This window comes from Isoptericola sp. NPDC019693, assembly GCF_044389085.1.
GTDB lineage: Bacteria > Actinomycetota > Actinomycetes > Actinomycetales > Cellulomonadaceae > Isoptericola.
In genome coordinates this window covers 153,891-176,922 of sequence record NZ_JBIRXP010000006.1, presented here as the reverse complement: position 1 = coordinate 176,922, position 23,032 = coordinate 153,891, and the positions used below count along the sequence as shown (strand labels likewise).

Annotated in this window: 18 protein-coding genes; 10 read left to right on the top strand and 8 right to left on the bottom strand. The window is 74.3% G+C overall.

Going from position 1 to position 23,032, the window contains the following annotated elements; all coding sequences use genetic code 11:
• Window positions 1-196 precede the first annotated feature (196 nt).
• On the bottom strand, window positions 197-1,705 hold the full coding sequence (locus tag ACH436_RS17650) for an RNB domain-containing ribonuclease (RefSeq protein WP_430561503.1): 1,509 nt from the start codon (window positions 1,703-1,705) through the stop codon (window positions 197-199).
• 169 nt (window positions 1,706-1,874) lie between these two features.
• Between ACH436_RS17650 and ACH436_RS17645 the strand changes: the two genes are divergently transcribed.
• Window positions 1,875-4,106: an NADP-dependent isocitrate dehydrogenase gene (locus ACH436_RS17645; RefSeq protein ID WP_430561502.1), complete on the top strand. Its 2,232-nt coding sequence runs from the start codon at window positions 1,875-1,877 to the stop codon at window positions 4,104-4,106.
• Between the two features lie 113 nt (window positions 4,107-4,219).
• Here the strand turns inward: ACH436_RS17645 and ACH436_RS17640 are convergent, their stop codons facing one another.
• Window positions 4,220-4,618: a hypothetical protein gene (locus ACH436_RS17640; protein ID WP_430561501.1), complete on the bottom strand. Its 399-nt coding sequence runs from the start codon at window positions 4,616-4,618 to the stop codon at window positions 4,220-4,222.
• 66 nt (window positions 4,619-4,684) lie between these two features.
• Between ACH436_RS17640 and ACH436_RS17635 the strand changes: the two genes are divergently transcribed.
• The gene (locus tag ACH436_RS17635) at window positions 4,685-5,620 is read left to right on the top strand and encodes an alpha/beta hydrolase family esterase (RefSeq protein WP_430561500.1); all 936 of its coding nucleotides are present in this window, start codon (window positions 4,685-4,687) and stop codon (window positions 5,618-5,620) included.
• A gap of 117 nt (window positions 5,621-5,737) precedes the next feature.
• The gene (locus ACH436_RS17630) at window positions 5,738-6,223 is read left to right on the top strand and encodes a Dps family protein (RefSeq protein ID WP_430561499.1); all 486 of its coding nucleotides are present in this window, start codon (window positions 5,738-5,740) and stop codon (window positions 6,221-6,223) included.
• Window positions 6,224-6,316: 93 nt separating this feature from the next.
• On the opposite strand, the gene gdhA is transcribed toward ACH436_RS17630, so the two are convergent.
• Window positions 6,317-7,654 (bottom strand): NADP-specific glutamate dehydrogenase, encoded by a 1,338-nt coding sequence (gene gdhA, locus ACH436_RS17625; RefSeq protein WP_430561498.1) that lies wholly within the window; start codon window positions 7,652-7,654, stop codon window positions 6,317-6,319.
• A gap of 237 nt (window positions 7,655-7,891) precedes the next feature.
• Window positions 7,892-10,243, bottom strand: a complete 2,352-nt coding sequence (gene purL / locus ACH436_RS17620) for a phosphoribosylformylglycinamidine synthase subunit PurL (RefSeq protein ID WP_430561497.1) — start codon at window positions 10,241-10,243, stop codon at window positions 7,892-7,894.
• Window positions 10,244-10,436: 193 nt separating this feature from the next.
• Between purL and ACH436_RS17615 the strand changes: the two genes are divergently transcribed.
• Window positions 10,437-10,955: a putative immunity protein gene (locus tag ACH436_RS17615; protein ID WP_430561496.1), complete on the top strand. Its 519-nt coding sequence runs from the start codon at window positions 10,437-10,439 to the stop codon at window positions 10,953-10,955.
• A gap of 6 nt (window positions 10,956-10,961) precedes the next feature.
• Here the strand turns inward: ACH436_RS17615 and ACH436_RS17610 are convergent, their stop codons facing one another.
• Window positions 10,962-11,684 (bottom strand): hypothetical protein, encoded by a 723-nt coding sequence (locus tag ACH436_RS17610; RefSeq protein ID WP_430561495.1) that lies wholly within the window; start codon window positions 11,682-11,684, stop codon window positions 10,962-10,964.
• Window positions 11,685-11,948: 264 nt separating this feature from the next.
• Here ACH436_RS17610 and ACH436_RS17605 point away from each other — a divergent pair, with 264 nt between their 5' ends.
• A complete protein-coding gene (locus ACH436_RS17605; RefSeq protein WP_430561494.1) occupies window positions 11,949-12,476 on the top strand; it encodes a hypothetical protein in 528 nt (175 codons plus the stop codon).
• 98 nt (window positions 12,477-12,574) lie between these two features.
• A complete protein-coding gene (locus tag ACH436_RS17600) occupies window positions 12,575-12,898 on the top strand; it encodes a hypothetical protein (RefSeq protein WP_430561493.1) in 324 nt (107 codons plus the stop codon).
• Between the two features lie 135 nt (window positions 12,899-13,033).
• On the opposite strand, the gene ACH436_RS17595 is transcribed toward ACH436_RS17600, so the two are convergent.
• Window positions 13,034-15,127, bottom strand: a complete 2,094-nt coding sequence (locus tag ACH436_RS17595) for an acyl-CoA dehydrogenase (RefSeq protein ID WP_430561492.1) — start codon at window positions 15,125-15,127, stop codon at window positions 13,034-13,036.
• A complete protein-coding gene (locus tag ACH436_RS17590; RefSeq protein WP_430561491.1) occupies window positions 15,124-15,912 on the bottom strand; it encodes a TetR/AcrR family transcriptional regulator in 789 nt (262 codons plus the stop codon). The genes ACH436_RS17595 and ACH436_RS17590 overlap by 4 nt, the downstream gene beginning before the upstream one ends.
• Window positions 15,913-15,998: 86 nt before the next feature.
• Here ACH436_RS17590 and ACH436_RS17585 point away from each other — a divergent pair, with 86 nt between their 5' ends.
• From ACH436_RS17585 to ACH436_RS17570, 4 genes are all read left to right on the top strand, one after another.
• Window positions 15,999-17,384 carry an acetyl-CoA C-acetyltransferase gene (locus ACH436_RS17585; protein WP_430561490.1) on the top strand — a complete coding sequence of 462 codons (1,386 nt, stop codon included), beginning with the start codon at window positions 15,999-16,001 and terminating at the stop codon, window positions 17,382-17,384.
• A gap of 16 nt (window positions 17,385-17,400) precedes the next feature.
• Window positions 17,401-18,759, top strand: coding sequence for a 3-oxoacyl-ACP reductase (locus ACH436_RS17580; RefSeq protein WP_430561489.1), 1,359 nt, complete (start codon window positions 17,401-17,403; stop codon window positions 18,757-18,759).
• A complete protein-coding gene (locus ACH436_RS17575) occupies window positions 18,756-19,772 on the top strand; it encodes a MaoC family dehydratase (protein ID WP_430561488.1) in 1,017 nt (338 codons plus the stop codon). The genes ACH436_RS17580 and ACH436_RS17575 overlap by 4 nt, the downstream gene beginning before the upstream one ends.
• Before the next feature lie 124 nt (window positions 19,773-19,896).
• Window positions 19,897-20,817, top strand: coding sequence for an LLM class flavin-dependent oxidoreductase (locus tag ACH436_RS17570; protein ID WP_430561487.1), 921 nt, complete (start codon window positions 19,897-19,899; stop codon window positions 20,815-20,817).
• 37 nt (window positions 20,818-20,854) lie between these two features.
• Here the strand turns inward: ACH436_RS17570 and ACH436_RS17565 are convergent, their stop codons facing one another.
• Window positions 20,855-22,969 carry a CocE/NonD family hydrolase gene (locus ACH436_RS17565; RefSeq protein ID WP_430561486.1) on the bottom strand — a complete coding sequence of 705 codons (2,115 nt, stop codon included), beginning with the start codon at window positions 22,967-22,969 and terminating at the stop codon, window positions 20,855-20,857.
• Window positions 22,970-23,032 lie beyond the last annotated feature (63 nt).

Below are 23,032 nucleotides of genomic sequence, written 5' to 3'. Positions count from 1 at the left end.
CACCGGGCCACGGCTAGACCCTGAATCGTTATAAGGCAGGAGTGTTATCAAACCGTCATCTCGCGGGCGTCCCCGCGGCGAGGGGTTCCAGGGACGGGATCTCGGCCGGCAGCCCACGCCCGCGCCGAGCCCGGCGTGACGGGCAGCCCGCCGCGGTGCGTGGCACCGAGGACGGTGCCGGGCCGGGCCGGGCCGGTCAGGAGAGGGTGAAGAGCACCCGCCGGTCGGGGACGGAGGCCTCGGCCAGCGTCACCCGGACACGCTCGCCCAGCGGCAGATCGGCACCCTCGAGGGGTGCGCGCACGGCCGGATCCTTGAGCATGACCTCGCCGCGCTGCGGGCCGTCCGGCCCGCCGTCCCCGCGCACGTCGACGACGACGCCGTCGAACGTCTGCCCCTCGCGGCCGGCGAGCAGCGCCGCCTCGACCACGTCCACGCAGCCGCGCTCGAACGCGCCGGCCGTGCGGGAGGCCGACGCCATCGTCCCGGGCAGGGTGGGCAGCGCGTCGGTCACCCAGGCGGGCGGCTCCTTGCCCGCGGCGTGCGCGAGGCAGACCTCGGTCGCGTAGCGGTCGGCGAGCCGGCGCAGCGGCGCCGTCACGTGGGCGTACTCGGCCGCGATCGCCGCGTGCCGCGCGTCGGCGGGCAGCGCGACCGGGGCCCCGCCGTCCGGGCCCGGCACACCGAACGCCAGGTAGCCCGCGCCGCGGAAGAGCGACGTCGCCTCGGCGAGGAACGCCGCGTGGGCGGGACGGCGTGACTCCAGCGTCGGGACGAGCTGGGCGTACGAGACCTCGTCGGGCCAGTCGATGCCGAGGGCGCCGGCCGTGCGGCGCAGGCGCGCCACGTCGCGGTCGTCCGCCGGGGGCAGGGTGCGCAGCAGGCCGACTCCCGCCTCGCGCATCATGGCCGCGGCGGCGATCCCGGTGAGGAGCGAGATCTGCGCGTTCCACCCCTCGACCGGGAGGGTGCGGCGCAGCTCGAGCGCGAACGACCCGTCCGGCCCGGGCACGATCTCCTGCTCCGGCACCTCCAGCGACACCCCGCCGCGGTCGCGCTCGCGCTCCTGGCGCAGCCTCCCGACGTCGGCGAGCAGGGCCAGCGAGTCCGACGCGGCGCCCGCGTCGAGCTGTGCCTGGGCCTCGCCGTAGGTGAGGCGGGCGCGCGACCGGACGGTCGCCCGGGTGACGGAGCTGCTGGTGATCTCGCCCTCCGCGTCGAGCCCGATCGTCCACAGGACGGCGGGCCGGTCCTCGTCCGGCAGCAGGCTCGCAGCCCCCTCGGACAGGACGGGCGGGTGCAGCGGGGTGCGCACGTCCGGGCCGTACACGGTGGTGCCGCGGCGGTGCGTCTCGGCGTCGAGCGCGCCGCCCGGCCGCACGAACGCGGCGACGTCCGCGATGGCGTACCGGACGATGTACCCGCGGCCCGACGACGCGACGTGCACCGCCTGGTCGAGGTCCATCGAGCCGGGCGGGTCGATGGTCACGAGCTCGACGTCGCGGCGGTCCTGGCGGCCCTGCGCCGCCGTCGCGCGACCGCCGCCGTCCAGGGCGTGGCCGCCGTCCGCGGCGGACTTCTCCGCCTCCTCGCGGACGTCGGCGGGGAACATGGCGGGCAGACCGACCTCGGCGCGGAGCGCGGCCAGGGCGTCGGCGACCTCGGCCGGGCCCGCCTGGGCGAGATGGAGCTGACGCGTCGGCACGGCTCGACCGTAACGGCGCAGCTCCCGGGTCGCGCGGCGAGGGGCCCGACCGTGAGGCAGCGCACGGGCATCGCGTGCGTCACGTTTTCGACAGGCTCCGCCACGGCCAGATATCTTGATGTCAAACAATCTCTCGTCCATCACTGCCCTGCCTAGGGAGCATCGCCGCATGACCACCGAGTCCCGGCCCGAGGCCGCCACGATCATCTACACGCACACCGACGAGGCGCCGCTGCTCGCGACGTACTCGTTCCTCCCGATCGTCGAGGCGTACGCCGCCCAGGCCGGGGTCACGCTCGAGACGCGCGACATCTCCCTCGCCGGGCGCATCCTCGCCCAGTTCCCCGAGCGCCTCACCGACGACCAGCGCATCGGCGACGCGCTCGCCGAGCTGGGCGAGCTGGCCACCACGCCCGCCGCCAACATCATCAAGCTGCCGAACATCTCGGCGTCCGTGCCCCAGCTCAAGGCCGCCGTCGCCGAGCTGCAGTCGCAGGGCTACGACGTCCCGAGCTACCCCGAGGACCCGCAGACCGACGCGGAGAAGGACGTCCGCGCCCGGTACGACAAGGTCAAGGGCTCGGCCGTGAACCCGGTGCTGCGCGAGGGCAACTCCGACCGCCGCGCCCCCGCCTCGGTGAAGAACTACGCCAAGGCGCACCCGCACCGCATGGGCGCCTGGTCCGCGGACTCGAAGACGAACGTCGCGACCATGGGCTCCGGCGACTTCTTCTCCAACGAGAAGTCGGTCGTCGTCCCCGCCGACGACACCCTGACCATCCGCCTGGTCACCCCGGCCGGCACGACCGTCCTCAAGGACGGCCTGAAGGTCGAGGCCGGCGAGGTCGTGGACGGCACGTTCATGTCCGTCGCGGCGCTGAACACCTTCCTCGCCGAGCAGGTCGCCCGCGCCAAGGCCGAGGGCGTGCTGTTCTCCGCGCACCTCAAGGCCACGATGATGAAGGTCTCGGACCCGATCATCTTCGGCCACGTCGTGCGCGCCTTCTTCCCGGCACTGTTCGAGCGATACGGCGACCAGCTCAAGGCCGCCGGCATCTCCCCCAACGACGGCCTCGGCGGGCTCCTGGCAACCGTCGACACGCTGCCCGACGGCGCGGCGATCAAGGCCGCCGTGGAGCAGGGCCTGGCCGACGGCCCGGCGCTCGCCATGGTCGACTCCGACCGCGGCATCACGAACCTGCACGTGCCCTCGGACGTCATCATCGACGCCTCCATGCCCGCGATGATCCGCGGCGGCGGCCACATGTGGGGCCCCGACGGCAAGGAGCACGACACGCTCGCCGTCATCCCCGACTCGTCGTACGCGGGCGTCTACCAGACCGTCATCGACGACTGCCGCGCGAACGGCGCCCTCGACCCGGCCACGATGGGCTCCGTGCCCAACGTGGGCCTCATGGCCAAGAAGGCCGAGGAGTACGGCTCGCACGACAAGACGTTCGAGATCCCCGCCGACGGCACCGTCGAGGTCGTCAACGCGGCCGGCGACGTGCTGCTGAGCCACGACGTCCAGGCCGGCGACATCTGGCGCGCCTGCACCACCAAGGACGTCGCGATCCGCGACTGGGTCAAGCTCGCCGTCAACCGCGCCCGCGCCACCGGCTCCCCCGCCGTGTTCTGGCTCGACGCGCAGCGTGGCCACGACGCACAGCTCATCGCCAAGGTCGAGGAGTACCTGGGCGACCACGACACCGACGGCCTCGACATCCACGTGATGGCGCCGGCCGAGGCGACGGCGTTCTCGCTCGCGCGCATCCGCCAGGGCCTCGACACCATCTCGGTGACGGGCAACGTGCTGCGCGACTACAACACCGACCTGTTCCCCATCCTCGAGCTGGGCACCTCGGCCAAGATGCTGTCGGTCGTGCCGCTGATGAACGGCGGCGGCCTCTTCGAGACCGGCGCCGGCGGCTCCGCCCCGAAGCACGTGCAGCAGCTCCTGGCGGAGAACTACCTGCGCTGGGACTCGCTCGGTGAGTTCTTCGCGCTGGCCGCGTCGTTCGAGCACCTGGCCACGGTCACGGGCAACGCACGCGCCCAGGTGCTCGCGGACACCCTCGACCGCGCCACCGGCACGTTCCTCGACCAGGACAAGTCGCCGACGCGCCGTGTCGGCGGCATCGACAACCGCGGCTCGCACTTCTACCTCGCCCTGTACTGGGCGCAGGAGCTCGCCGCGCAGTCGGACGACGCCGCGCTTGCCGCCGCGTTCGGCCCGCTCGCCGCGTCGCTCGCCGAGCAGGAGCAGACCATCGTCGCCGAGCTGGTGGGCGTGCAGGGCTCGCCCGCCGACGTGGGCGGCTACTACCGTCCCGACGCGGCCAAGGCCGCCGCGGTGATGCGCCCGTCCGCCACGTTCAACACGGCGCTCGAGGCCCTCTGACGCCGAGATAGAGAGCACGGGAAGCCGAGATAGAGAAGGCGAACCCGCGAGACAGAGAAGCCCGGACGGGCCGCACCGGCTGCGGCCCCGTCCGGGCTTCTCTTTCTCGGCAGCTACCAGGACCAGCCGCGGGCGCTGAGCTCCAGTTCCTCCCGCAGCCGCTCGTCGGACTCGGCACGCTCGCCGGCACGCAGCGGGAGGTCGACGACGCTCAGCCCGGCGAGGCGGCACGCCTCGCGCAGCAGCGCGTCGTACGCGCCCTGCGCGGCGCGCACGTGGTGCGCGCGGGCGTAGACCTGGGGGTCGTCGTCGATGGCGCGCAGCTCGCGCGCGAGTTCCCCCAGGCGCACCTGGACGGTGAGCGTCAGGAGCGGGTCGGTGGCCGGGGCACGACGCCGGTGCGCCCGGCGGGCGACGCCGTCACGGTGGGCGTCGGAACGCAGCCACGACCGGGCGGCGACCGTCGCGACCAGCGCGAACGACGCCGTCACGAGCGTCAGCTGCCACGTCATCGGAGCACCACCTCTGCACCGATTTCAGCCTATGCCGGGGGCGGCGCGCACGCGACAATCGACGGCATGCCGGCGCACCGTCCGATCCTGGCGACGATCGTCGCGCTGGTCGCCCTGCTGCTCGCCGGCTGCGGCTCCGCCACTCCCCCGCAGGTCGCCGAGCCGCCCCTGGTGCTCGCGGCGGCCGGGCCCCTGCCGCCCGGTGCGGTCGGCGTGGTCGACGTCGCCGGCCGGCCCGTCGAGGTCCAGGTGCCGCCCGGGTACGACGCCACGGTGCCCGTGCCCCTCCTCGTCGTCCTGCACGGCTTCGGTTCCGACCCCGCGCGGGCGGACGCCCTGCTGGGGCTGCGCGAGGAGGCCCTCGCGCGGGGCGTGCTCTACGCCCTCCCCGAGGGCACCGAGGGACCGGACGGACGCCGGTTCTGGAACGCGAGCGACGCCTGCTGCGGCGTCGACCGGGCGGGGGTCGACGACTCCGCCTACCTCGCGCAGGTGATCCGCACGCTCGCGGCGACCTATGCCGTGGACCCCGACGGCGTCGCGGTGGCCGGGTACTCCAACGGCGGGTTCATGGCGTATCGCACGGCCTGCGACCATGCCGACCTCGTGGCCGTCGCGGTGTCCGTCGCCGGCGCGATGCCTGCGCAGGACGGCGCCTGCCGCCCGTCCCGCCCGGTGTCGGTGGTGCAGGTGCACGGCACCGACGATCCCGTGATCCGCGCGGGCGGCGGGCTCCGCGACGGGCACGTCTACCCGGGGGCGGCGGAGTCGGCCGCCGCCTGGGCGCGTCTCGACGGGTGCGCGACGACGCCCGCCACCGCGCTCGCCCGGCGCGACCTCGACAGCGCGGTCCGCGGGGCCGAGACCACCGTGACGACGTGGCGCGGGTGCGCGGACGACACCTCGGTCGCACTGTGGTCGATCGCGGGGGCGGACCACGCCCCCGCGCTCGCGCCGGCGTTCGCCACGGCGGTGCTCGACGTCGTGACCAGCACGCGCTGACGACGAGCAAGGCTCGCCTGTCCTTGCTGGCGGAGCCCGGGAAGGCTCCCTAACCTGGAATGGTTCAAGAGAGCGATCGTCACCGAAGTGATCGGCATCGGAAAAGCGAGGTTCACCATGACCACTCCCACGATGAAGCGACACGCCCCCCGCGCCGAGGCGTCCGACAAGCTCCGCTCGCACCTGCAGCGCGTGCTCGTCGCGCTGGTCGACCTGCACGTCCAGGGCAAGCAGGCCCACTGGAACGTGACGGGCCGCGGCTTCCGCGACCTGCACCTGCAGCTCGACGAGCTGGTCGACGTCGCGCGGGAGCACAGCGACACCGTCGCCGAGCGGCTCCGCGCCCTGCAGGCCGTGCCCGACGGCCGCACCGAGACCGTCGCCACCACGACCGACCTGTCGCCCTACCCCGCCGGCCTGGTGTCGGTCGAGGACACGGTCGACGCGATCGTCGAGCGCGTCGCGCAGACCGTCGACGTCGCACGCTCGGTGCACGACGAGGTCGACGCCGAGGACCCGACCACCGCCGACCTGCTGCACGAGATCATCACCGACCTCGAGAAGCAGGCGTGGATGATCTCCTCCGAGAACACCGAGGCCTGACCGGCGGCACCGGGGCCGCAGCGCCCCGGCCCGCTCATGACGACGGCGCGGTCCCCGGCAGGGGCCGCGCCGTCGTCGTGCGTGAGGCGACCGTCAGATCACGCCGAAGGCGATCATCGCGTCGGCGACCTTGGTGAAGCCGGCGACGTTGGCGCCGACGACGTAGTCGCCCGGAGCCTCGTACTCCTCCGCCGTGGCGATGCAGTTGTCGTGGATGCCGGTCATGATCTCGGCGAGGCGGGACTCGGTGTAGTCGAAGCTCCAGGAGTCGCGCGACGCGTTCTGCTGCATCTCCAGCGCCGACGTCGCCACGCCGCCCGCGTTCGCGGCCTTGCCCGGGCCGAAGAGCACGCCGGCGTCGCGCAGGAGCGACACGGCCTCCGGGGTGGTCGGCATGTTGGCGCCCTCGGCGACGGCGCGCACGCCGTTGGCGACGAGCTCCTTGGCGTCGGCCTCGGAGAGCTCGTTCTGGGTGGCGCAGGGCAGCGCGACGTCGGTCGGCACGTCCCAGATGCTGCCGTCGGACACGAGGCGGGCGCCGGGGCGCTGGTCGACGTAGTCGGACACGCGCCCGCGACGGACCTCCTTGACCTCCTTGAGCAGGTCGAGGTCGATGCCCGCCTCGTCGACGACGTAGCCGGACGAGTCGGAGAACGTGATCACGCGGCCGCCGAGCTGCTGCGCCTTCTCCGCCGCGTAGATCGCGACGTTGCCCGAGCCAGACACGGAGACGCGACGGCCGTCGAAGCTCTCGCCCTTCGTGCCGAGCATGCTCTGGGCGAAGAGGACGGCGCCGTAGCCCGTGGCCTCCTTGCGCACGAGCGACCCGCCCCAGGTCAGGCCCTTGCCGGTGAGCACGCCGGACTCGTAGCGGTTGGTGATCCGCTTGTACTGCCCGAACAGGTAGCCGACCTCGCGGGCGCCCACGCCGATGTCACCGGCCGGCACGTCCGTGTACTCGCCGATGTGGCGGTACAGCTCGGTCATGAACGACTGGCAGAACCGCATGACCTCGCCGTCGGAGCGGCCGCGCGGGTCGAAGTCGGAGCCACCCTTGCCGCCGCCGATCGGCAGGCCGGTGAGGGCGTTCTTGAAGATCTGCTCGAAGCCGAGGAACTTCACGATCCCCAGGTACACCGAGGGGTGGAAGCGCAGGCCGCCCTTGTACGGGCCGAGGGCCGAGTTGTACTCCACGCGGAAGCCGCGGTTGATCCGCACGCGGCCCGTGTCGTCCACCCACGGCACGCGGAAGATGATCTGCCGCTCCGGCTCGCAGATGCGCTCGAGCACGGCGGCCTCGACGTACTGCGGGTTCTTGCGCAGCACCGGGCCCAGCGACTCGAAGACCTCACGTACCGCCTGGTGAAACTCCACCTCGCCGGGGTTACGACGCAGCACCTCGGCGAACACAGGCTGCAGACGGTCTTCCATGGGGGCTCCTCCCGAGTTCTGGGGAGCGCGCCCGCGGGGCCCGGAGGGCGGCACGGCACACGCACGACCATCGCAGCCTAGACGCTCCCGAGACGCCGTCTCACGCCCCGAGACGCTGTCCACGAGCCGGTCGCTCCCGCGCCACCGCACGCGGACCCGGGAGCCGGGCCGTGAGCGCGAGATCGGGGACCGTCCGGTCGCGAACGGTCCCCGATCTCGCGCTCACGGCGCCTCGGATCAGCCGAAGATGCGCGGCAGCGTGCCCTCGTGCGCCTCGCGGGCCTCGGCGAGCGGCACGCTGAAGGTCTCGCCGTCGAAGCCGCCGGCCACCGTCAGCGCGTCGCCGCCGGTGTGGCCGAGCCGCAGCACCGGAACGCCCGCGGCCTCGGCCACCGCGACCAGCTCGGTCTCGTGCTCCGGGTCGACGGCCACCACGGCGCGCGCGGTGGACTCGGAGAACAGCGCGGCGAACGGCGTCACGCCGTCACGCCCGGTGATGCCGTCGAGGGCGACGTCCGCGCCGACGCCGTAGCGCAGCGACGCCTCGAGCAGGCCCTGCGCGAGCCCGCCCTCGGACAGGTCGTGCGCGGCGGCGACGAGGCCCTGCTCGCGGGCCTCGACCAGCACGGACGCCAGCGCCTTCTCGGCGGCCAGGTCCACGCGCGGCGGCAGGCCGCCCAGGTGCCCGTGCTCGACGTCGGCCCACGCGGACCCGTCGAGCTCGTCGGCCGTACGACCCAGCAGCAGGACCGACAGACCCTCCGCACGCCAGCCGGACGGGACGGCGGTGCGCACGTCGTCGATCACGCCGAGCACGCCCACGACCGGGGTCGGGTGGATCGACGAGTCGATCTGGCCGGGCTCGCCGGTGCCGTTGTAGAGGGAGACGTTGCCGCCCGTGACCGGGACACCGAGCTCCTGGCAGGCGTCCGCGAGGCCCTCGATCGCCTCGACGAGCTGCCACATCGAGTCGGGGTGCTCGGGCGAGCCGAAGTTCAGGCAGTCGGTGACGGCGAGCGGCGTGGCGCCGGCCGTCGCGACGTTGCGGTACGCCTCCGCGAGGGCGAGCTGGGCGCCCGTGCGCGGGTCGAGCTTGCCGTAGCGGCCGTTCGCGTCGGTCGCGAGGGCGACGCCGCGGCCCGTGGTCTCGTCGACGCGGACCACGCCGCCGTCGTCGGGCTGGGCGAGGGCCGTGTTGCCCTGCACGAAGCGGTCGTACTGGTTCGTCACCCACGCCTTGGACGCGAGGTTCGGCGAGGCCAGCAGGCGCAGCGCGGTGGCACGCAGGTCGCCGGCCGACGTCGGGCGGGACAGGCCCGCGGCCACCGTGGTGTCGGCCTGGAGGCCGTCCTGCCACGCGGGGCGGGCGTAGGGGCGCTCGTAGACCGGGCCCTCGTGCGCGACCGTGCGCGGGTCGACGTCCACGATCCGCTGGCCGTGGTGGTCGATGGTGAGGCGGCCGGAGCCGTTGACCTCCCCGATGACGGCGGTCTCGACGTCCCACTTGCCGGTGATCGCGAGGAACTCGTCGAGCTTCTCGGGCGTGACCACCGCCATCATGCGCTCCTGCGACTCCGACATGAGGATCTCGCCGGCGTTGAGCGTGGGGTCGCGCAGCAGCACGTCGTCGAGCCAGACGTGCATGCCGCCGTCGCCGTTGGACGCGAGCTCGCTCGTGGCGCAGGAGATGCCCGCGGCGCCGAGGTCCTGGATGCCCTCCACGACCTGCGCGGCGTACAGCTCGAGGCAGCACTCGATGAGCACCTTCTCCATGAACGGGTCGCCCACCTGGACGCTCGGCCGCTTGGCCGGCACGCCGTCCTCGAACGTCTCCGAGGCGAGGATCGAGGCCCCGCCGATGCCGTCGCCGCCCGTGCGGGCGCCGAACAGGACCACCTTGTTGCCCACGCCGGACGCGTTGGCCAGGTGGATGTCCTCGTGCCGCAGCACGCCCAGGCACAGCGCGTTGACCAGCGGGTTGCCCTGGTAGGAGCCGTCGAAGACGAGCTCGCCGCCGATGTTCGGCAGGCCGAGCGAGTTCCCGTACCCCCCGACGCCGCTCACGACGCCGTGCACCACGCGCGCGGTGTCCGGGTGGTCGACGGCGCCGAAGCGCAGCTGGTCCATGACCGCCACCGGGCGCGCGCCCATCGAGATGATGTCGCGGACGATGCCGCCGACGCCGGTCGCGGCGCCCTGGTAGGGCTCGACGAACGACGGGTGGTTGTGCGACTCGACCTTGAAGGTCACCGCCCAGCCGTCGCCGACGTCGACGACGCCGGCGTTCTCGCCGATGCCGACGAGCAGGTGCTCCTTCATCTCCTCGGTGACCCGGTCGCCGAACTTCTTGAGGTGCACCTTGGACGACTTGTACGAGCAGTGCTCGGACCACATCACGGAGTACATGGCCAGCTCGGCGGCCGTGGGGCGCCGCCCGAGCAGGTCGCGGATGCGCTGGTACTCGTCCGGCTTGAGGCCGAGCTCGGCGTACGGCTGGACCTCGTCGGGCGTGGACGCGGCGTTCTCGACCGTGTCCAGCTGGGGGCGGGGGGCGGACACGGCTTCGGCACGGTCGGCAGCGGCGGTCATCAACTTCCCTCGGGTCGCACGAGTACGAATGGCGCGGGCGGCCGGAATGCTCCGGGTGCTCGGACCGGGTGATCGCCGCACCGCCTCGCGGTGCCGGTATCCGGCGTCGGTCCGGGCGGGGGCGCCCACACGGCGCGCAGCCAGTCTACCGGCGCCCGCCCGCGCTCCCGACGCCACCGGTGCAGGATGAGGTGTGCCGATCCTGCCCGCCGACCGCGACCCCCGCCTGATCACCGTGCGCCGAGGCGGCACGCTCACCGACGACCACCACCGGATGCTGGCCGAGTGGGCGGTCGCCTGCGCCGACCACGTCCTGCCGCTCTTCGAGCGCGAGGCGCCCGACGACGCACGCCCCCGGGACGCGCTCGAGGTCGCCCGCGGATGGATCCGCGGCCAGGTCCCGATGCGCGAGGCGCACCGCACCGCCTTCGTGGCGAACGCGGCAGGACGCGGGCGACCAGACCCCGCCCGGTTCGCGGCGCTCGCGGCCGGGCAGGCCGTCGCCGTCGCCCACGTCGCCGCGCACGACCTGGGCGCTGCCGCCTACGCGATCCGCGCCGCGAGCGCCGCGGCCCCGGACGGCGAGCAGGAGGCCGCCCGGCTCCGTGAGCGCGACTGGCAGCGGGCGCGGGTACCCGCCGAGCTCCTCGACCTGGTCCTGGACGACCAGCGGGCCCGCAGCCCGATCTGCTGGGGCGCCTTCGACGACTGACGGGGGCTAGCGGGCACCCGCGGCCGGCCCGTCGCCGGACCGGTCGGCAGTCTGGTCGGCAGTCTGGTCGGCAGGCTGGTCGGACTGGCCGTCGGCGAGCCTTGCGGCCGCCGACGGTTCGAGGGCCGTCGCCGCGGCGGCGAGCACCCCGAGGACCAGCCCGACCCGCGTGTGCGGCAGCCGCCGCCCCTGCGCGCGCCACCGCTCGCCGCGCCGGTAGGCCCACTTCTCCCCGAGCACCGCGACGGCGATCCCGAAGGCGATCGCCCCGGCCGTCACGGAGCCGGCCACGACGGGGTCCGGCAGCGGGTCGGCGCCGTCGACGAGCTCCGGGTCGCCCAGCAGGACGTTGTCCTCGGGCACGTGCGCGTCCGGGGTGCGCCCGGCGGCGTCGCCCTCCGGCTCCGCGACCCCGGGACCGTCCTCGTCGGCCTCCTCGTCGGCCTCCTCGTCGGCCCCCTCAGGCGGCAGGGCCTTGATGCGGTCCGCGAGGTCGCGCAGCTCCCGGGCCTCGTCCCGCGACTCCCGGATGCCCTCGACGACGGAGCGGCCCTCGGTGGTGACGACCATCCCGAGGCCGAACCCTCCGGCCAGAACGCCCGCCTTGGCCAGGGCGCGCGCCCACCGCGGCCCGACGACGTCGGGCACGGCGTACCAGGCGAGCGTCGTGAGTCCGGTGATCGCGACGCTCCGGGCGTCGACGCGCCTGAGCGCGGCGGGCGTCTCCATGGGTGTTCCTCCGGGTCGGGGGCTCGTGCGGGCAGGGGCCCGAGGTCCTCGGGGCACCCGTGGGACAACGGACGGTGCGGAGGCAGAGTTCCGTCCTGGCGACCGACGCGCGCACCACCTGCACGGATGACCGGTTCTTGACCTTTGGCCCCAGATCCTTGACCGCTACCGCGACCAGGTGATCCTCGTCCGTGAGCAGAGCCACGCGCAGGCCGGGTGGAGCCGGGGGTTTCGTCGTTTACCACAAGGTGGTTTGATGCGCACGTGGAACTGCTCAGAACTTTCGCCCCCGGCGCGTTCGCGTACGGGCTGGCGTCCTGGTCGTGGCTGGGGGTCCACGGCAAGACGCCCCGCTTCACGACCGTCTTCGGCGACGTCTTCCTCGAGTCCCTGGAGGGCTGGTGGTTCCTCGACACGATCGAGGGGTCGCTCGAGCTCCGCTGGTCCACCGCCGTCGAGATGTACACCCAGCTCGACTCCCCGGACGGGCGGGCGGACCTCCTCCTGGAGGACCTTTGCCGGGAGGTCCTCGACGCCGGCACCCACCCCCGCGCGGACGAGGTGCTCGCCTTCTCCCCGCACCCGGCGATCGGGGGCAGGCTCCACGCCGACCACGTGGCACCGCTCCGGTTCGAGCTGGCGCTGCGGCTCACCGGGGAGATGCACCACCAGCTCCGCGCCACGCTCGACCCGGCCCCCTCGCCCCTGCTGCTCGGGCACGTCGACCCGCCGGCGTCGCACGGCGCACCCGCACCCGCCTGGAGCACCGGGGGTCACGACCGACGACCGTGACCCACCTGTGACCTGCACCCTCCGCCCAGCAGATGCACGACCGGCCGTCGTGTCGTCTCCTGGAGAGGCACGGATGAGGCGGACCGTGGGAGGTAGGCATGAGACGAGTGCTCGTCGTCGGGCTCGTCGTCGGGGTCGTGGACGGCGCGCTGCTGGGCGCGTCGGCGGCGCTGGGGTGGACCTGGGTGGCGTGGGCCGCCGTCGTGGCCGGGCTCGGTGGCGCGGCAGCGGTGGCGCTCGCCGTGCCGGCGCCGCGCGTCGCCCGGCCGGCCACCGTCACCCTCGGGCTGCCGCTGCGGGACGAGCAGCCGGCCGAGGACGCCGTGCCGGCGCCCGCCGAGGCGCTCGGGCCGCGGCCCGCCGCCGTCGAGGAGTACCCGCAACCGGTGCGCGCGGGCGAGCCGACGCCCGCAGCCGCCTGAGGCGCCCGCCCGAGATCGGTGCGGCACGGACGCACCGCACGACGCCACTGCACGACACACCCGTACGACGCACCAGTACGACACAGGGGGCACAGACCGCACCGGGTGCGGTCCGTGCCCCCTGTCGTCAGGGCGTCAGCGCTTCTGCTTCTTCAGCGCCTTCTCGCTGACCGGGGCCGTGCCGTCGGCGCGCTGCTGCGCGTAGTACGCCCGGGCCTCGTCCTGGCGCTCGGCCTCGATGCCCGACGCGATGACCGCGCGCAGGTGGTCCGGGCCGTACCCCCAGGCGTCGACGAGGTCGACGGCGTGCGGGCGCAGCCGGTCGAGCAGCCGGTCGACGTACGACGTCACGGTCCGCGCCCGCTGCACCGACAGCCTGCCGTTCAGGAGGTACCAGGCGAGGTTGCGCTCGATGAGCGTGAGCCCGAAGACGTCACGCACCCAGGTCAGCACCCGGCGGGTGCCCGGGTCCGCGACCTGATCGAGCGCGTCGGTGAAGGCCGACCAGCGCAGCAGGTCGGCGTGCGCCCGGGCGGCCTCGACGAGCTGCACCTGGTTCTCGTCGAAGATGCGGGCGGCCGTCACCGGGTCGGCCTTCTGGGCCGGGCGCAGCGCCATGGCGACGTCCTCGACCAGGGTCGCGACCCGGTCGGCCAGCAGCTCGCGCTGCGTCTCGGCGTCGCGCAGGTGGCCGGCGGCGCGACGCGGGTCGCCGACGTCGGCGAGGGCCTGACCGGCCCGGCGCAGGCCGGTGCGGTGCAGGGCGGCGTCCGCGGCGCGGTCGACGACGAACCGCGCGATGCCGGCCGGGGTCGACGTGCTGCCCTTGAGCTCCTTCGCGTAGTCGCCCACGAGCCGCTTGGCCACGAGCTGCAGCAGCACCGTGTTGTCGCCCTCGAACGTGGCGTACACGTCCATGTCGTGGTGCAGGCTCGTGATGCGGTTCTCGGTGATGAAGCCGGCGCCGCCGCAGGCCACGCGGGCCTCCTGCAGCGTCTCGAGCACGAACGTGGTCGACGTCGCCTTGAGCGCCGCCGCCATCGTCTCGAGGTCCTCGCGGTTCTCCGGGGTGTCCTTCTCGCCGGAGAAGACGTCGTCGAACAGGTCGAGCAGGCGGTCGTGCGCGAAGTGCGTCGCGTACGTCTCGGCGATGCGCGGGAACAGGCGGCGGCGGTGCGTCGCATAGTCCAGCAGCACCGTCTCCTCGATCGGCGACGACGAGGTGAACTGGCGGCGCTCGGCGCCGTACTTCACGGCGATGGCGAGCCCCAGCTTGGACGCGGTCGACGCCGCGCCGTCCAGGGAGACGCGGCCCTGCACCAGCGAGCCGAGCATGGTGAAGAAGCGACGGCCGGGGCTGTCGATCGAGGACGAGTAGGTGCCGTCCGGGGCGACCGCGCCGTAGCGCGCCAGCAGGTCCGTGCGGGGGATGCGGACGTGGTCGAACGCGAGACGCCCGTTGTCGACGCCGCGCAGGCCGCCCTTGAGGCCGTCGTCGTGCCCGCTGATCCCGGGCAGGAACTCCATCGTCTCCGGGTCGCGCACCGGCACGTAGAAGCAGTGCACGCCGTGGTTGACGCCGTTCGTGATGAGCTGCGCGAAGACGGTGGCCGCCGTGGCGTGCACGGCCGCGTTGCCGAGGAACTCCTTCCACGCCGCGCGGAACGGCGTGTGGATCTCGAACTCCTCCGTCTCGGGGTCGTAGGTGGCCGTGGTGGCCACCGACGCGACGTCCGAGCCGTGCCCGATCTCCGTCATCGCGAACGCGCCGGGCACGGACAGGTCCATGGCGCCGGGCAGCAGGCGGTCCTGCTGCTCCGGCGTGCCCAGGTGCAGGATGGCCGAGCCGAACAGGCCCCACTGGACGCCCGCCTTGATCTGCAGCGACGGGTCGGCCACGGCGAGCTCCTCGAAGCCCGCCAGGTTCGCGCCGGGGGCGTCGGCCCCGCCGAGGCGTGCCGGGTACCCGAGCCACACCTGGTGCTTCTCGTCGGCCGCGAGCAGCTTCATCTGCTCGAGCACGCGCTCGCGGTGCTCGTCCATCGACAGCGACTCGTCCTTCCAGAAGGTCGGGTCGGTCGAGCGCTCGCGGGCGTACCGGCGCCACTCCGGCCAGCGGCCGAGCAGCTGCTCGGACAGGCCGGCGACGTCGACGCGCGGCGTCGCCCTGGGGGCGGGCGCGCTGCCGGCGGCCTGCGTCGTCGCGGGACGGTCGGACGTCGTGGTCATCGCTTCTCCTGCGGTTGTGCGGGGTTGGAGGTCTCGAAGGGACGGGAGGGGCCGGAGGGGTCGAGCAGCGCCGTGCCCTCGTGGTGGCCCTCGGGGTCGCCCTCGTGGTGGAGGACGCCCACGGGGCCGGTCCACAGCCAGAGCGTCACCTTCTCGGTGAGCTCCTCCCGGGTGAGGCGGTCGGGGCCGCCGGGCGCGGCACCGTGGCCGAGCCACCACTCGCCGGCGCCGCGCACGAAGCCGACGGCGCCGGCCGCCCACGCCGCGGCGAGCGCCGGCGGCACCTGGACGGCCCTGGCGAACGGCTCCGCGACCAGCTCGATCACGGAGTCGAGGTAGGCACCGAGCGCCTCGGCCTGACCGGTGCCGGCGGCACCGGGCGCAGGCTCGTTGCCGCCGATGGCCGTGCGGGTGACGAACCAGTAGACGTTCGGCGAGTGCTCGATCATCTCCAGGTACACGCGGACCATGGCGCGCAGCGCGGCGTGCGGGGTGGGCGCGGCCTCGGCCGCCTCCCGGAGCGCGTCGTGCATCGTCGCGACGACGTGCGCGGCCACGGCGAGGCGCAGCCCCGCCTTGTCCTCGAAGTACCGGTAGACGATCGACTTGGACGTGCCCGCCTCGCCCGCGATCTCGTCCATCGAGACCCCGGGACCGCCACGGTGCACCGCCTTGCGCGCCGCGTTGACGAGCTGTGCCCGCCGCGCGGCACGATGGTCGTCCCATCGCGTGGAACGACCATCGAGGGTCGAGCGTCCGTCGAGCTGCTGCCCTGCGGCCGTCATCGGCCGCACCTTGTGACTCGTCTCACGGGACTGAGAGTATCAGGTACTGTGAGTCCTACCTGACCGACGGAGTGAAGGATCTATCTGTGGCTACACGCAAGCCCTCCGACGGCTCCTCCCGGAGCACGTCCCGGACCACCGCCCGCGCCGCGAACCCGTCCGCCCCCGCGGGCGTGCGTGACGCCGTGATCGTGGGCGGCAACCGCATCCCGTTCTCGCGCGCGGGCAAGAAGTACGCCGACGCCTCCAACCAGGAGATGTTCACCGCCGCCCTCGAGGGTCTCGTCGCCCGCTACGGCCTGCAGGGCGAGCGGATCGGGGAGGTCGTCGGCGGCGCCGTCCTCAAGCACTCGCGGGACTTCAACCTGGTCCGCGAGTCCGTGCTCGGCTCCTCCCTGTCCCCGCAGACGCCCGCCTTCGACCTGCAGCAGGCCTGCGCCACCGGCCTCGAGGCCGCGATCACCGTGGCGAACAAGATCCGCCTCGGCCAGATCGAGTCGGCGATCGCCGGCGGCACCGACACCGTGTCCGACGCCCCGGTCGCCGTGAGCGAGGGGCTGCGCCGCGCGCTCCTCGACGCGTCGCACGCCAAGACGCTCCAGGGACGGCTCAAGGCCTTCGCCAAGGTCCGCCCGTCCGACCTCAAGCCCCTCACCCCCGCCACCGACGAGCCGCGGACGGGGCTGTCGATGGGCGAGCACCAGGCGATCACGACCGCACGCTGGGGCATCTCCCGCGCTGCGCAGGACGAGATCGCGCTCGCCAGCCACCAGCACCTCGCCGCCGCGTGGGACGCCGGCTTCTTCGACGACCTCGTCACCCCGTTCCGCGGCCTGACCCGCGACGACAACCTGCGCGCCGACACCTCGCTGGAGAAGCTCGCCAAGCTCAAGCCGGTGTTCGGCCGCGGCCTCGCGGAGCCCGCCGAGCCCACCATGACCGCCGGCAACTCGACGCCGCTGACCGACGGCGCCTCCACCGTGCTGCTGTCCTCGGCCGCGTGGGCCGCCGAGCGCGACCTGCCCGTGCTCGCGCGTCTCGTGGACGCCGAGACCGCCGCCGTGGACTTCGTGCACGGCCACGACGGGCTGCTCATGGCACCCGTGCACGCCGTGCCGCGCCTGCTGGCCCGCAACGGCCTCACCCTCGGCGACTTCGACTTCTTCGAGATCCACGAGGCGTTCGCCTCGACCGTCCTGACGACGCTGGCCGCCTGGGAGGACGCCGACTACTGCAAGACGGAGCTCGGGCTCGACGCGCCGCTGGGGAGCGTCGACCGGGAGAAGCTCAACGTCAACGGCTCCTCGCTGGCCGCGGGCCACCCGTTCGCCGCCACCGGGGGCCGCATCCTCGCCACCGCCGCCAAGCTCGTCGCCACCAAGACCGCCGAGACCGGCAAGCCGGCGCGCGCCCTGATCTCCGTGTGCGCCGCGGGCGGCCTCGGTGCCACCGCCGTCGTCGAGTCCGTCTGATCGGGAGAGGAACGAGATGACCGACTCCTACACCAAGGCCGTCAACTCCGGCTTCACCAAGACCCTCGCGAAGAAGCTGGGCCTCCCGCGCCCGGCGATCCTGCGTCGCTTCCGTGCGGGCGACCCCCTCACCGTGGGGCCCGTGCTCGTCGTCTCCGACGACGCCTCCACCGGCGACGCGGACACCCTCGCCAAGCAGCTGCTCGACTGGGGCCTCGACGTCCGCCGCCAGCCCACCGACGACGTCCGCTGGGGCGCGGTGCTGCTGGTGCTCACCGAGGTGGGCCGGCCGACCGACGTCTCCCCGGCCGTCCTGGCCGTGGGCTCCGTCCTGCGCCGCCTCGCCACCAACGGGCGCGTCGTCACCGTCTCGCGCGCGGCCGCCGACGGCGACGGCCCGGCGCTCGCCGCGGCACGCGACGGCGTCGACGGCTTCCTCCGCTCGCTCGCCAAGGAGCTGCGCGCCGGCGCCACCGGCAACGGGATCGTGCTCACGGACGGCGCGGCGGTCGACAGCACGTCCGTGCTGGCGACGCTGCGGTTCTTCCTGTCCGCCCGGTCGGCGTACGTGGACGGCCAGCTGCTGCCCGTCGGCCCGGCCGACGCCGTCCTGCCCGAGGACTGGGACCGGCCGCTGGCCGGGAAGGTCGCCGTCGTCACCGGCGCGGCCCGGGGCATCGGCGCGGCGATCGCGCGGACGCTCGCCCGCGACGGCGCGACCGTGGTGTGCGTGGACGTCCCCGCCGCCGGCGAGGGCCTGGCCCGCACCGCCAACGCCGTGGGCGGCACGGCCCTGCAGCTCGACGTGACGGCGGACGACGCCGGGCGGCGCATCCTCGAGCACGCGCGCAGCCGCCACGGCGGCCTCGACATCGTCGTGCACAACGCGGGCATCCTGCGCGACAAGCTGCTCGCCAACATGAAGCCCGCCCAGTGGGACGCCGTCATCGCCGTCAACCTCGAAGCGCAGCTGCGGATCAACGACCAGCTGCTCGGGCTCGACGGCACGGAGGGCGGCGTCGGCGGGCTGCACATCGTCTCGCTCGCGTCGACCTCCGGCATCGCCGGCAACAAGGGCCAGACGAACTACGGCTACTCCAAGGCCGGCGTCATCGGCCACACCCGCGCCACGGCCCCGCTGGCCGCGGCCCAGGGCGGCACCGCGAACGCCGTCGCGCCCGGGTTCATCGAGACCGAGATGACGGCGTCGATCCCGTTCGCCACGCGCGAGGTGGCCCGGCGCCTGAACTCGCTGCAGCAGGGCGGCCGGCCGATCGACGTCGCCGAGGCGATCGTCTTCCTCGCCTCGCCGGCCTCGGCCGGCGTCAACGGCCAGGTGCTGCGCGTCTGCGGCCAGAACCTGGTGGGGCGGTGACGGCGGCCGCGTCGGCCACCAGCGCCGGCGACCCGTTGCGCGTCGAGACCCTCCCGACCCTGCCGGGGCTCGGCGGCCTGTACGCACGCGGCGCCGCCGCCTCCGGCCGCATCGCCGCGGGGCGTGCGATGCCGGGGCTGCCGGTCATCGGCCAGGGCCGGTCGGAGGTCGAGGGGGAGGCCGCTCCCCTGACCCTGCCCGACGTCGCCTACCGCGTCACCGGCGTGCCGACGGCGGACCTCGCGCACCACCTGCACGACTACCAGCGGCTGCTGCACGAGCCCGTCACCGACGTCCTGCCGGCGGGGTACCTGCACGTGCTCGCCTTCCCCCTGGCGACGGCGGTCATGGTGCGCAGCGACTTCCCGCTGCCGCTGCTGGGCATGGTGCACCTGGCGAACGCCGTCGAGCTGCGGGGCCCGGTCCTCCTGGGCGACGTGCTCGAGGTGCGCGCGTGGGCCGAGCACCTGCGCCCGCACAAGCGCGGCGTGCAGGTGGACCTCGTCGCGGAGGTGCGCCGCGAGGCCGACCCGGGGGCCGCTCCCGTGTGGCGGGGCGTGTCGACGTACCTCGCCAAGGGCTTCCACCTGCCCTGGACGGCGAGCCCGGCGGACGAGGCGGGCGAACCCGAGGGCGCGGAGGACCGCGCCCCCGCGGGCACGTGGACGCCGCCGCTGCCCACCGGCCGCTGGGCGCTCGGCCCGGGCACCGGCCGTGCGTACGGCGCCGTCTCGGGCGACCGGAACCCGATCCACCTCTCGGCCCTGTCGGCGAAGGCGTTCGGCTTCCCGCGCGCCATCGCGCACGGCATGTACACGGCGGCGCGGGCCCTCGCGGACGTCGGGCAGGCCCGCGGCGACGCCTACCGGTGGACGGTCGAGTTCGCCTCGCCCGTGCTGCTGCCCGGCACCGTGGACGTCGCCGTGACCCCGGACGACGACGGCTTCACGTACGTCGGCTGGCACGGCGGCCGACGCCGGCAGCACTTCCGCGGCACGGTCGCGCCGCTCTGACACGCCTCGCGGCCGGCTCCGCCGGCTGCCGAACAGGCGGTTGACACCGTTATCGGGCCTCTTCGGGCCCGATAACGGTGTCAACCGCCTGTTCGGCGTCGGAGGGCTAGGGCAGGATCGGCCCATGACGACCCTCGGCTGCATCCTCGCGCCCTACGGCAACCCGCCCTCACGGTTCGTCCCGTTCGCCCGTACCGCCGAGGCCGCCGGTCTCGACGAGGTGTGGCTGTGGGAGGACTGCTTCCTCGAGTCCGGCCCGTCGGCCGCGTCCGCGATGCTCGCCGCGACGCAGCGGCTGCGCGTCGGGATCGGCGTCATGCCGCTGCCGCTGCGCAACGTCGCGCTCACCGCGATGGAGACGGCGACGCTCGACGGCATGTTCCCCGGCCGGTTCCTGCCGGGCGTCGGGCACGGCGTGCAGGACTGGATGGGCCAGGTCGGCGCGCGGGTGGCCTCGCCGCTGACGCTCATGCGGGAGCAGGTGACCGCGCTGCGCGCGCTGCTCGCGGGCGAGCGGGTCACGACGTCCGGCCGCTACGTGACCCTCGACGACGTCGCGCTCGACTGGCCGCCGGCCGCCGCTCCCCCGGTGCTCGCCGCCGCGAAGGGGCCGAAGACGCTGCGGCTGGTCGGCGAGGTGGCCCAGGGCGTCGTCATCGACGGTGACTCCGGGGTCTCCGGCGCGCGGCAGGCGATCGCTCTGCTCGACGAGGGGCGCGCGGCCGCCGGCCTGCCGCCCGTGGCCGAGTCCGGGCCCGGCAGCGCGCACCCGTTCCGGGTGGTCGCGTTCGCCCAGACGGCGACCGGGGACGGCGCGGCCGAGCGGCTGCGCCGGTCGCTGGCGCGGTGGGACGTCGACGCGAGCAGCGCGGAGGTCCTCGCCGACCACGCCACGTGGGGCACGACGGAGCAGGTGGCCGACGGGCTGCGCCGCTTCGCCGACCTCGGGGTGACGACGGTCGTGGCTCAGCCGACCCTCGACGAGCCCGACCTCGACGGCTTCGCGGGCTTCCTCGGCCAGGAGGTCGCTCCCCTGCTGCGGTAGCGCGGGGCGTGGGGGCCGGCCGCCGCCGGCCCCCGCGTCAGCCTGCGGTGCGCGGGATCGTCCGCGTCCAGCGCCGCTCGAAGACCACCTCGTCGCCGTCGCGCGCCACCACCTCGTTCTCGGTGTGGAAGGCATCCGCGTCGCAGGTGATCTCGGACCGCGTGACGACCGACGCGTCCCAGCCGCCCGTCATCCCCGCGGGCAGCGGGTCGCCGGCGGCCCGGCGCAGCCGCACCGTCCAGTCGGAGCGGGTGCGCGCGCTGGTCGCCTCCGTGCCGATCCAGTACCGCTCCAGCGCGTCCTCGGTGAACTCCAGCCCGTCCGGGTAGGTGCGGGTGCCGCCGTAGCGCGGGTCGACCTCCAGCAGCCAGCGCCCCTCCGCGACGTCGCGCACGACGCGGCGCTCCGGGCGCCCCTCGGCGCCCTCGCCGAAGACCACGCCCAGCGGCGGCGCCTGCTCCGGCTCCTCGAAGGCGACGGGCGGGTGGTCGGCGGCCCGGTCGTGCACCGGCAGCTCGACGGCGCCGTCCCCCACCGCGACGGCCAGCACGGCGTCGCCCGGCTGCGGCCAGACCCACGGCCAGTACGCCGACGACACCGCGAGGCGCAGCCGGTGGCCCGGGGCGAGCGCGTAGCCCGTGCCGGTGAGCTCGAACGACACCTCCTCGGTGGCGCCCGGCGTCCACGGCACGACCCGGTCCCGGCCGTGCCGGGACGACAGGTTGAGCACGCCGCGCGTGACGAGGGTCGACGAGCCGTCGGGGCCGACGTCGCAGAGCCGTGCCACGACCTGGCCCTTCGCGGCCGAGCACGTGAGGCGCAGCCGCACCCGCGCCCGCCCGAGGATCTCCAGCGGGGCGTCGAGCGGGTCGGAGTCGAAGCAGAGGGACCGCCCGTCCTCCTCGCGCTGGTCGGGCGGCAGGTCGGCGTCGTTGCCGAACGGGAAGAACCGCCCGGCGTCGACGCCCGTGTGCGACGGCGAGTCCACGAGCCAGGAGGTCGGCACGGGGTGGCCCCCGGGCAGCGCCTCGACGGTCGTGGCCAGGGTGCGCAGGCCGCCCTCGGGCGGGTCCTCCTCCCCGGCCGCGACCAGCGGTAGCTCGCGAGGGAGCACGTGCGGCGACGGCCACGACGGCTCCCCCACCCAGCGGCCGGGCAGCTCGTCGTACACGGTGGCCGGGGGCACGGACTCGCTGATCCAGGCCCGCAGCGGCGGGTCGTCGAGCACCCCGCGGTCGGCGCCCTTGAGCCAGTGGTCCCACCAGCGCAGCGTCTCCTGGAGGAAGCCGATGGCCGGGCCCGGCGGCAGGCCGCGGTCGGGGTACTGGTGCGACCACGGCCCGAGGATGCCGCGCACGGGCCCGCCGAGCGCGCCCTCGTCACCCGCGGCCGCGAGGCGCAGCACCGTGTCGCGGTACGGGTCGTTCCAGCCGCCGACGGCGAGCACGGCCGCCGAGATCGCCGAGTAGTCCTCGATGACGCTGCCGTGCCGCCAGTAGTCGTCGCGGGCCTGGTGGTCCAGCCAGGTGTGCACGAACGGCTCGGTGCGCTCCAGCCGGTCGAGCCACTGCTCCCGCCAGCCCTCCCCCACGTACGCCGGGTCCGGCGGCCGGGAGCAGAACGCCAGCATCGTGGCGGCCCAGGCGTGCATGTCGACCGCCAGCACGGAGCCGCCGGTGTAGTGCACGTCGTTGTCGTAGCGGTCGTCGGTGGAGCACACGGTGACGATCGCCTTGAGCGGCTCGGGGGCGAGCGCCGCGATCTGCAGGGAGTTGAAGCCGCCCCACGAGATGCCGAACATCCCGACGTTCCCGTCGCACCATTCCTGGGCCGCCAGCCACTCGACCACGGCCACACCGTCCGCGAGCTCGGTGGGCGAGTACTCGTCGTCCTGGAACCCGTCGGAGTTCCCGCTGCCCCGGATGTCCACGCGCACGGACGCGTACCCGTGCCCCGCGTAGTAGGGGTGGCGCTGGGCGTCGCGCGGAGCGGTCCAGTCGGACAGCCGGTAGGGCAGGTACTCGAGGATGGCCGGCACGGGCGTCGGGTCGACGGGCCGCCAGACGCGGGCGGCCAGGCGGGTGCCGTCGGGCAGCGGGATCCACAGGTCCTCGACGGTGGTCTCGTACGGCAGGTCGGTGACGTGGCGCATGGTGTCCTCCGGGCGCTCGGACGATCGGTGGTCGGGTGGTGCGGTCGTGCTCGGGGTCGAGGG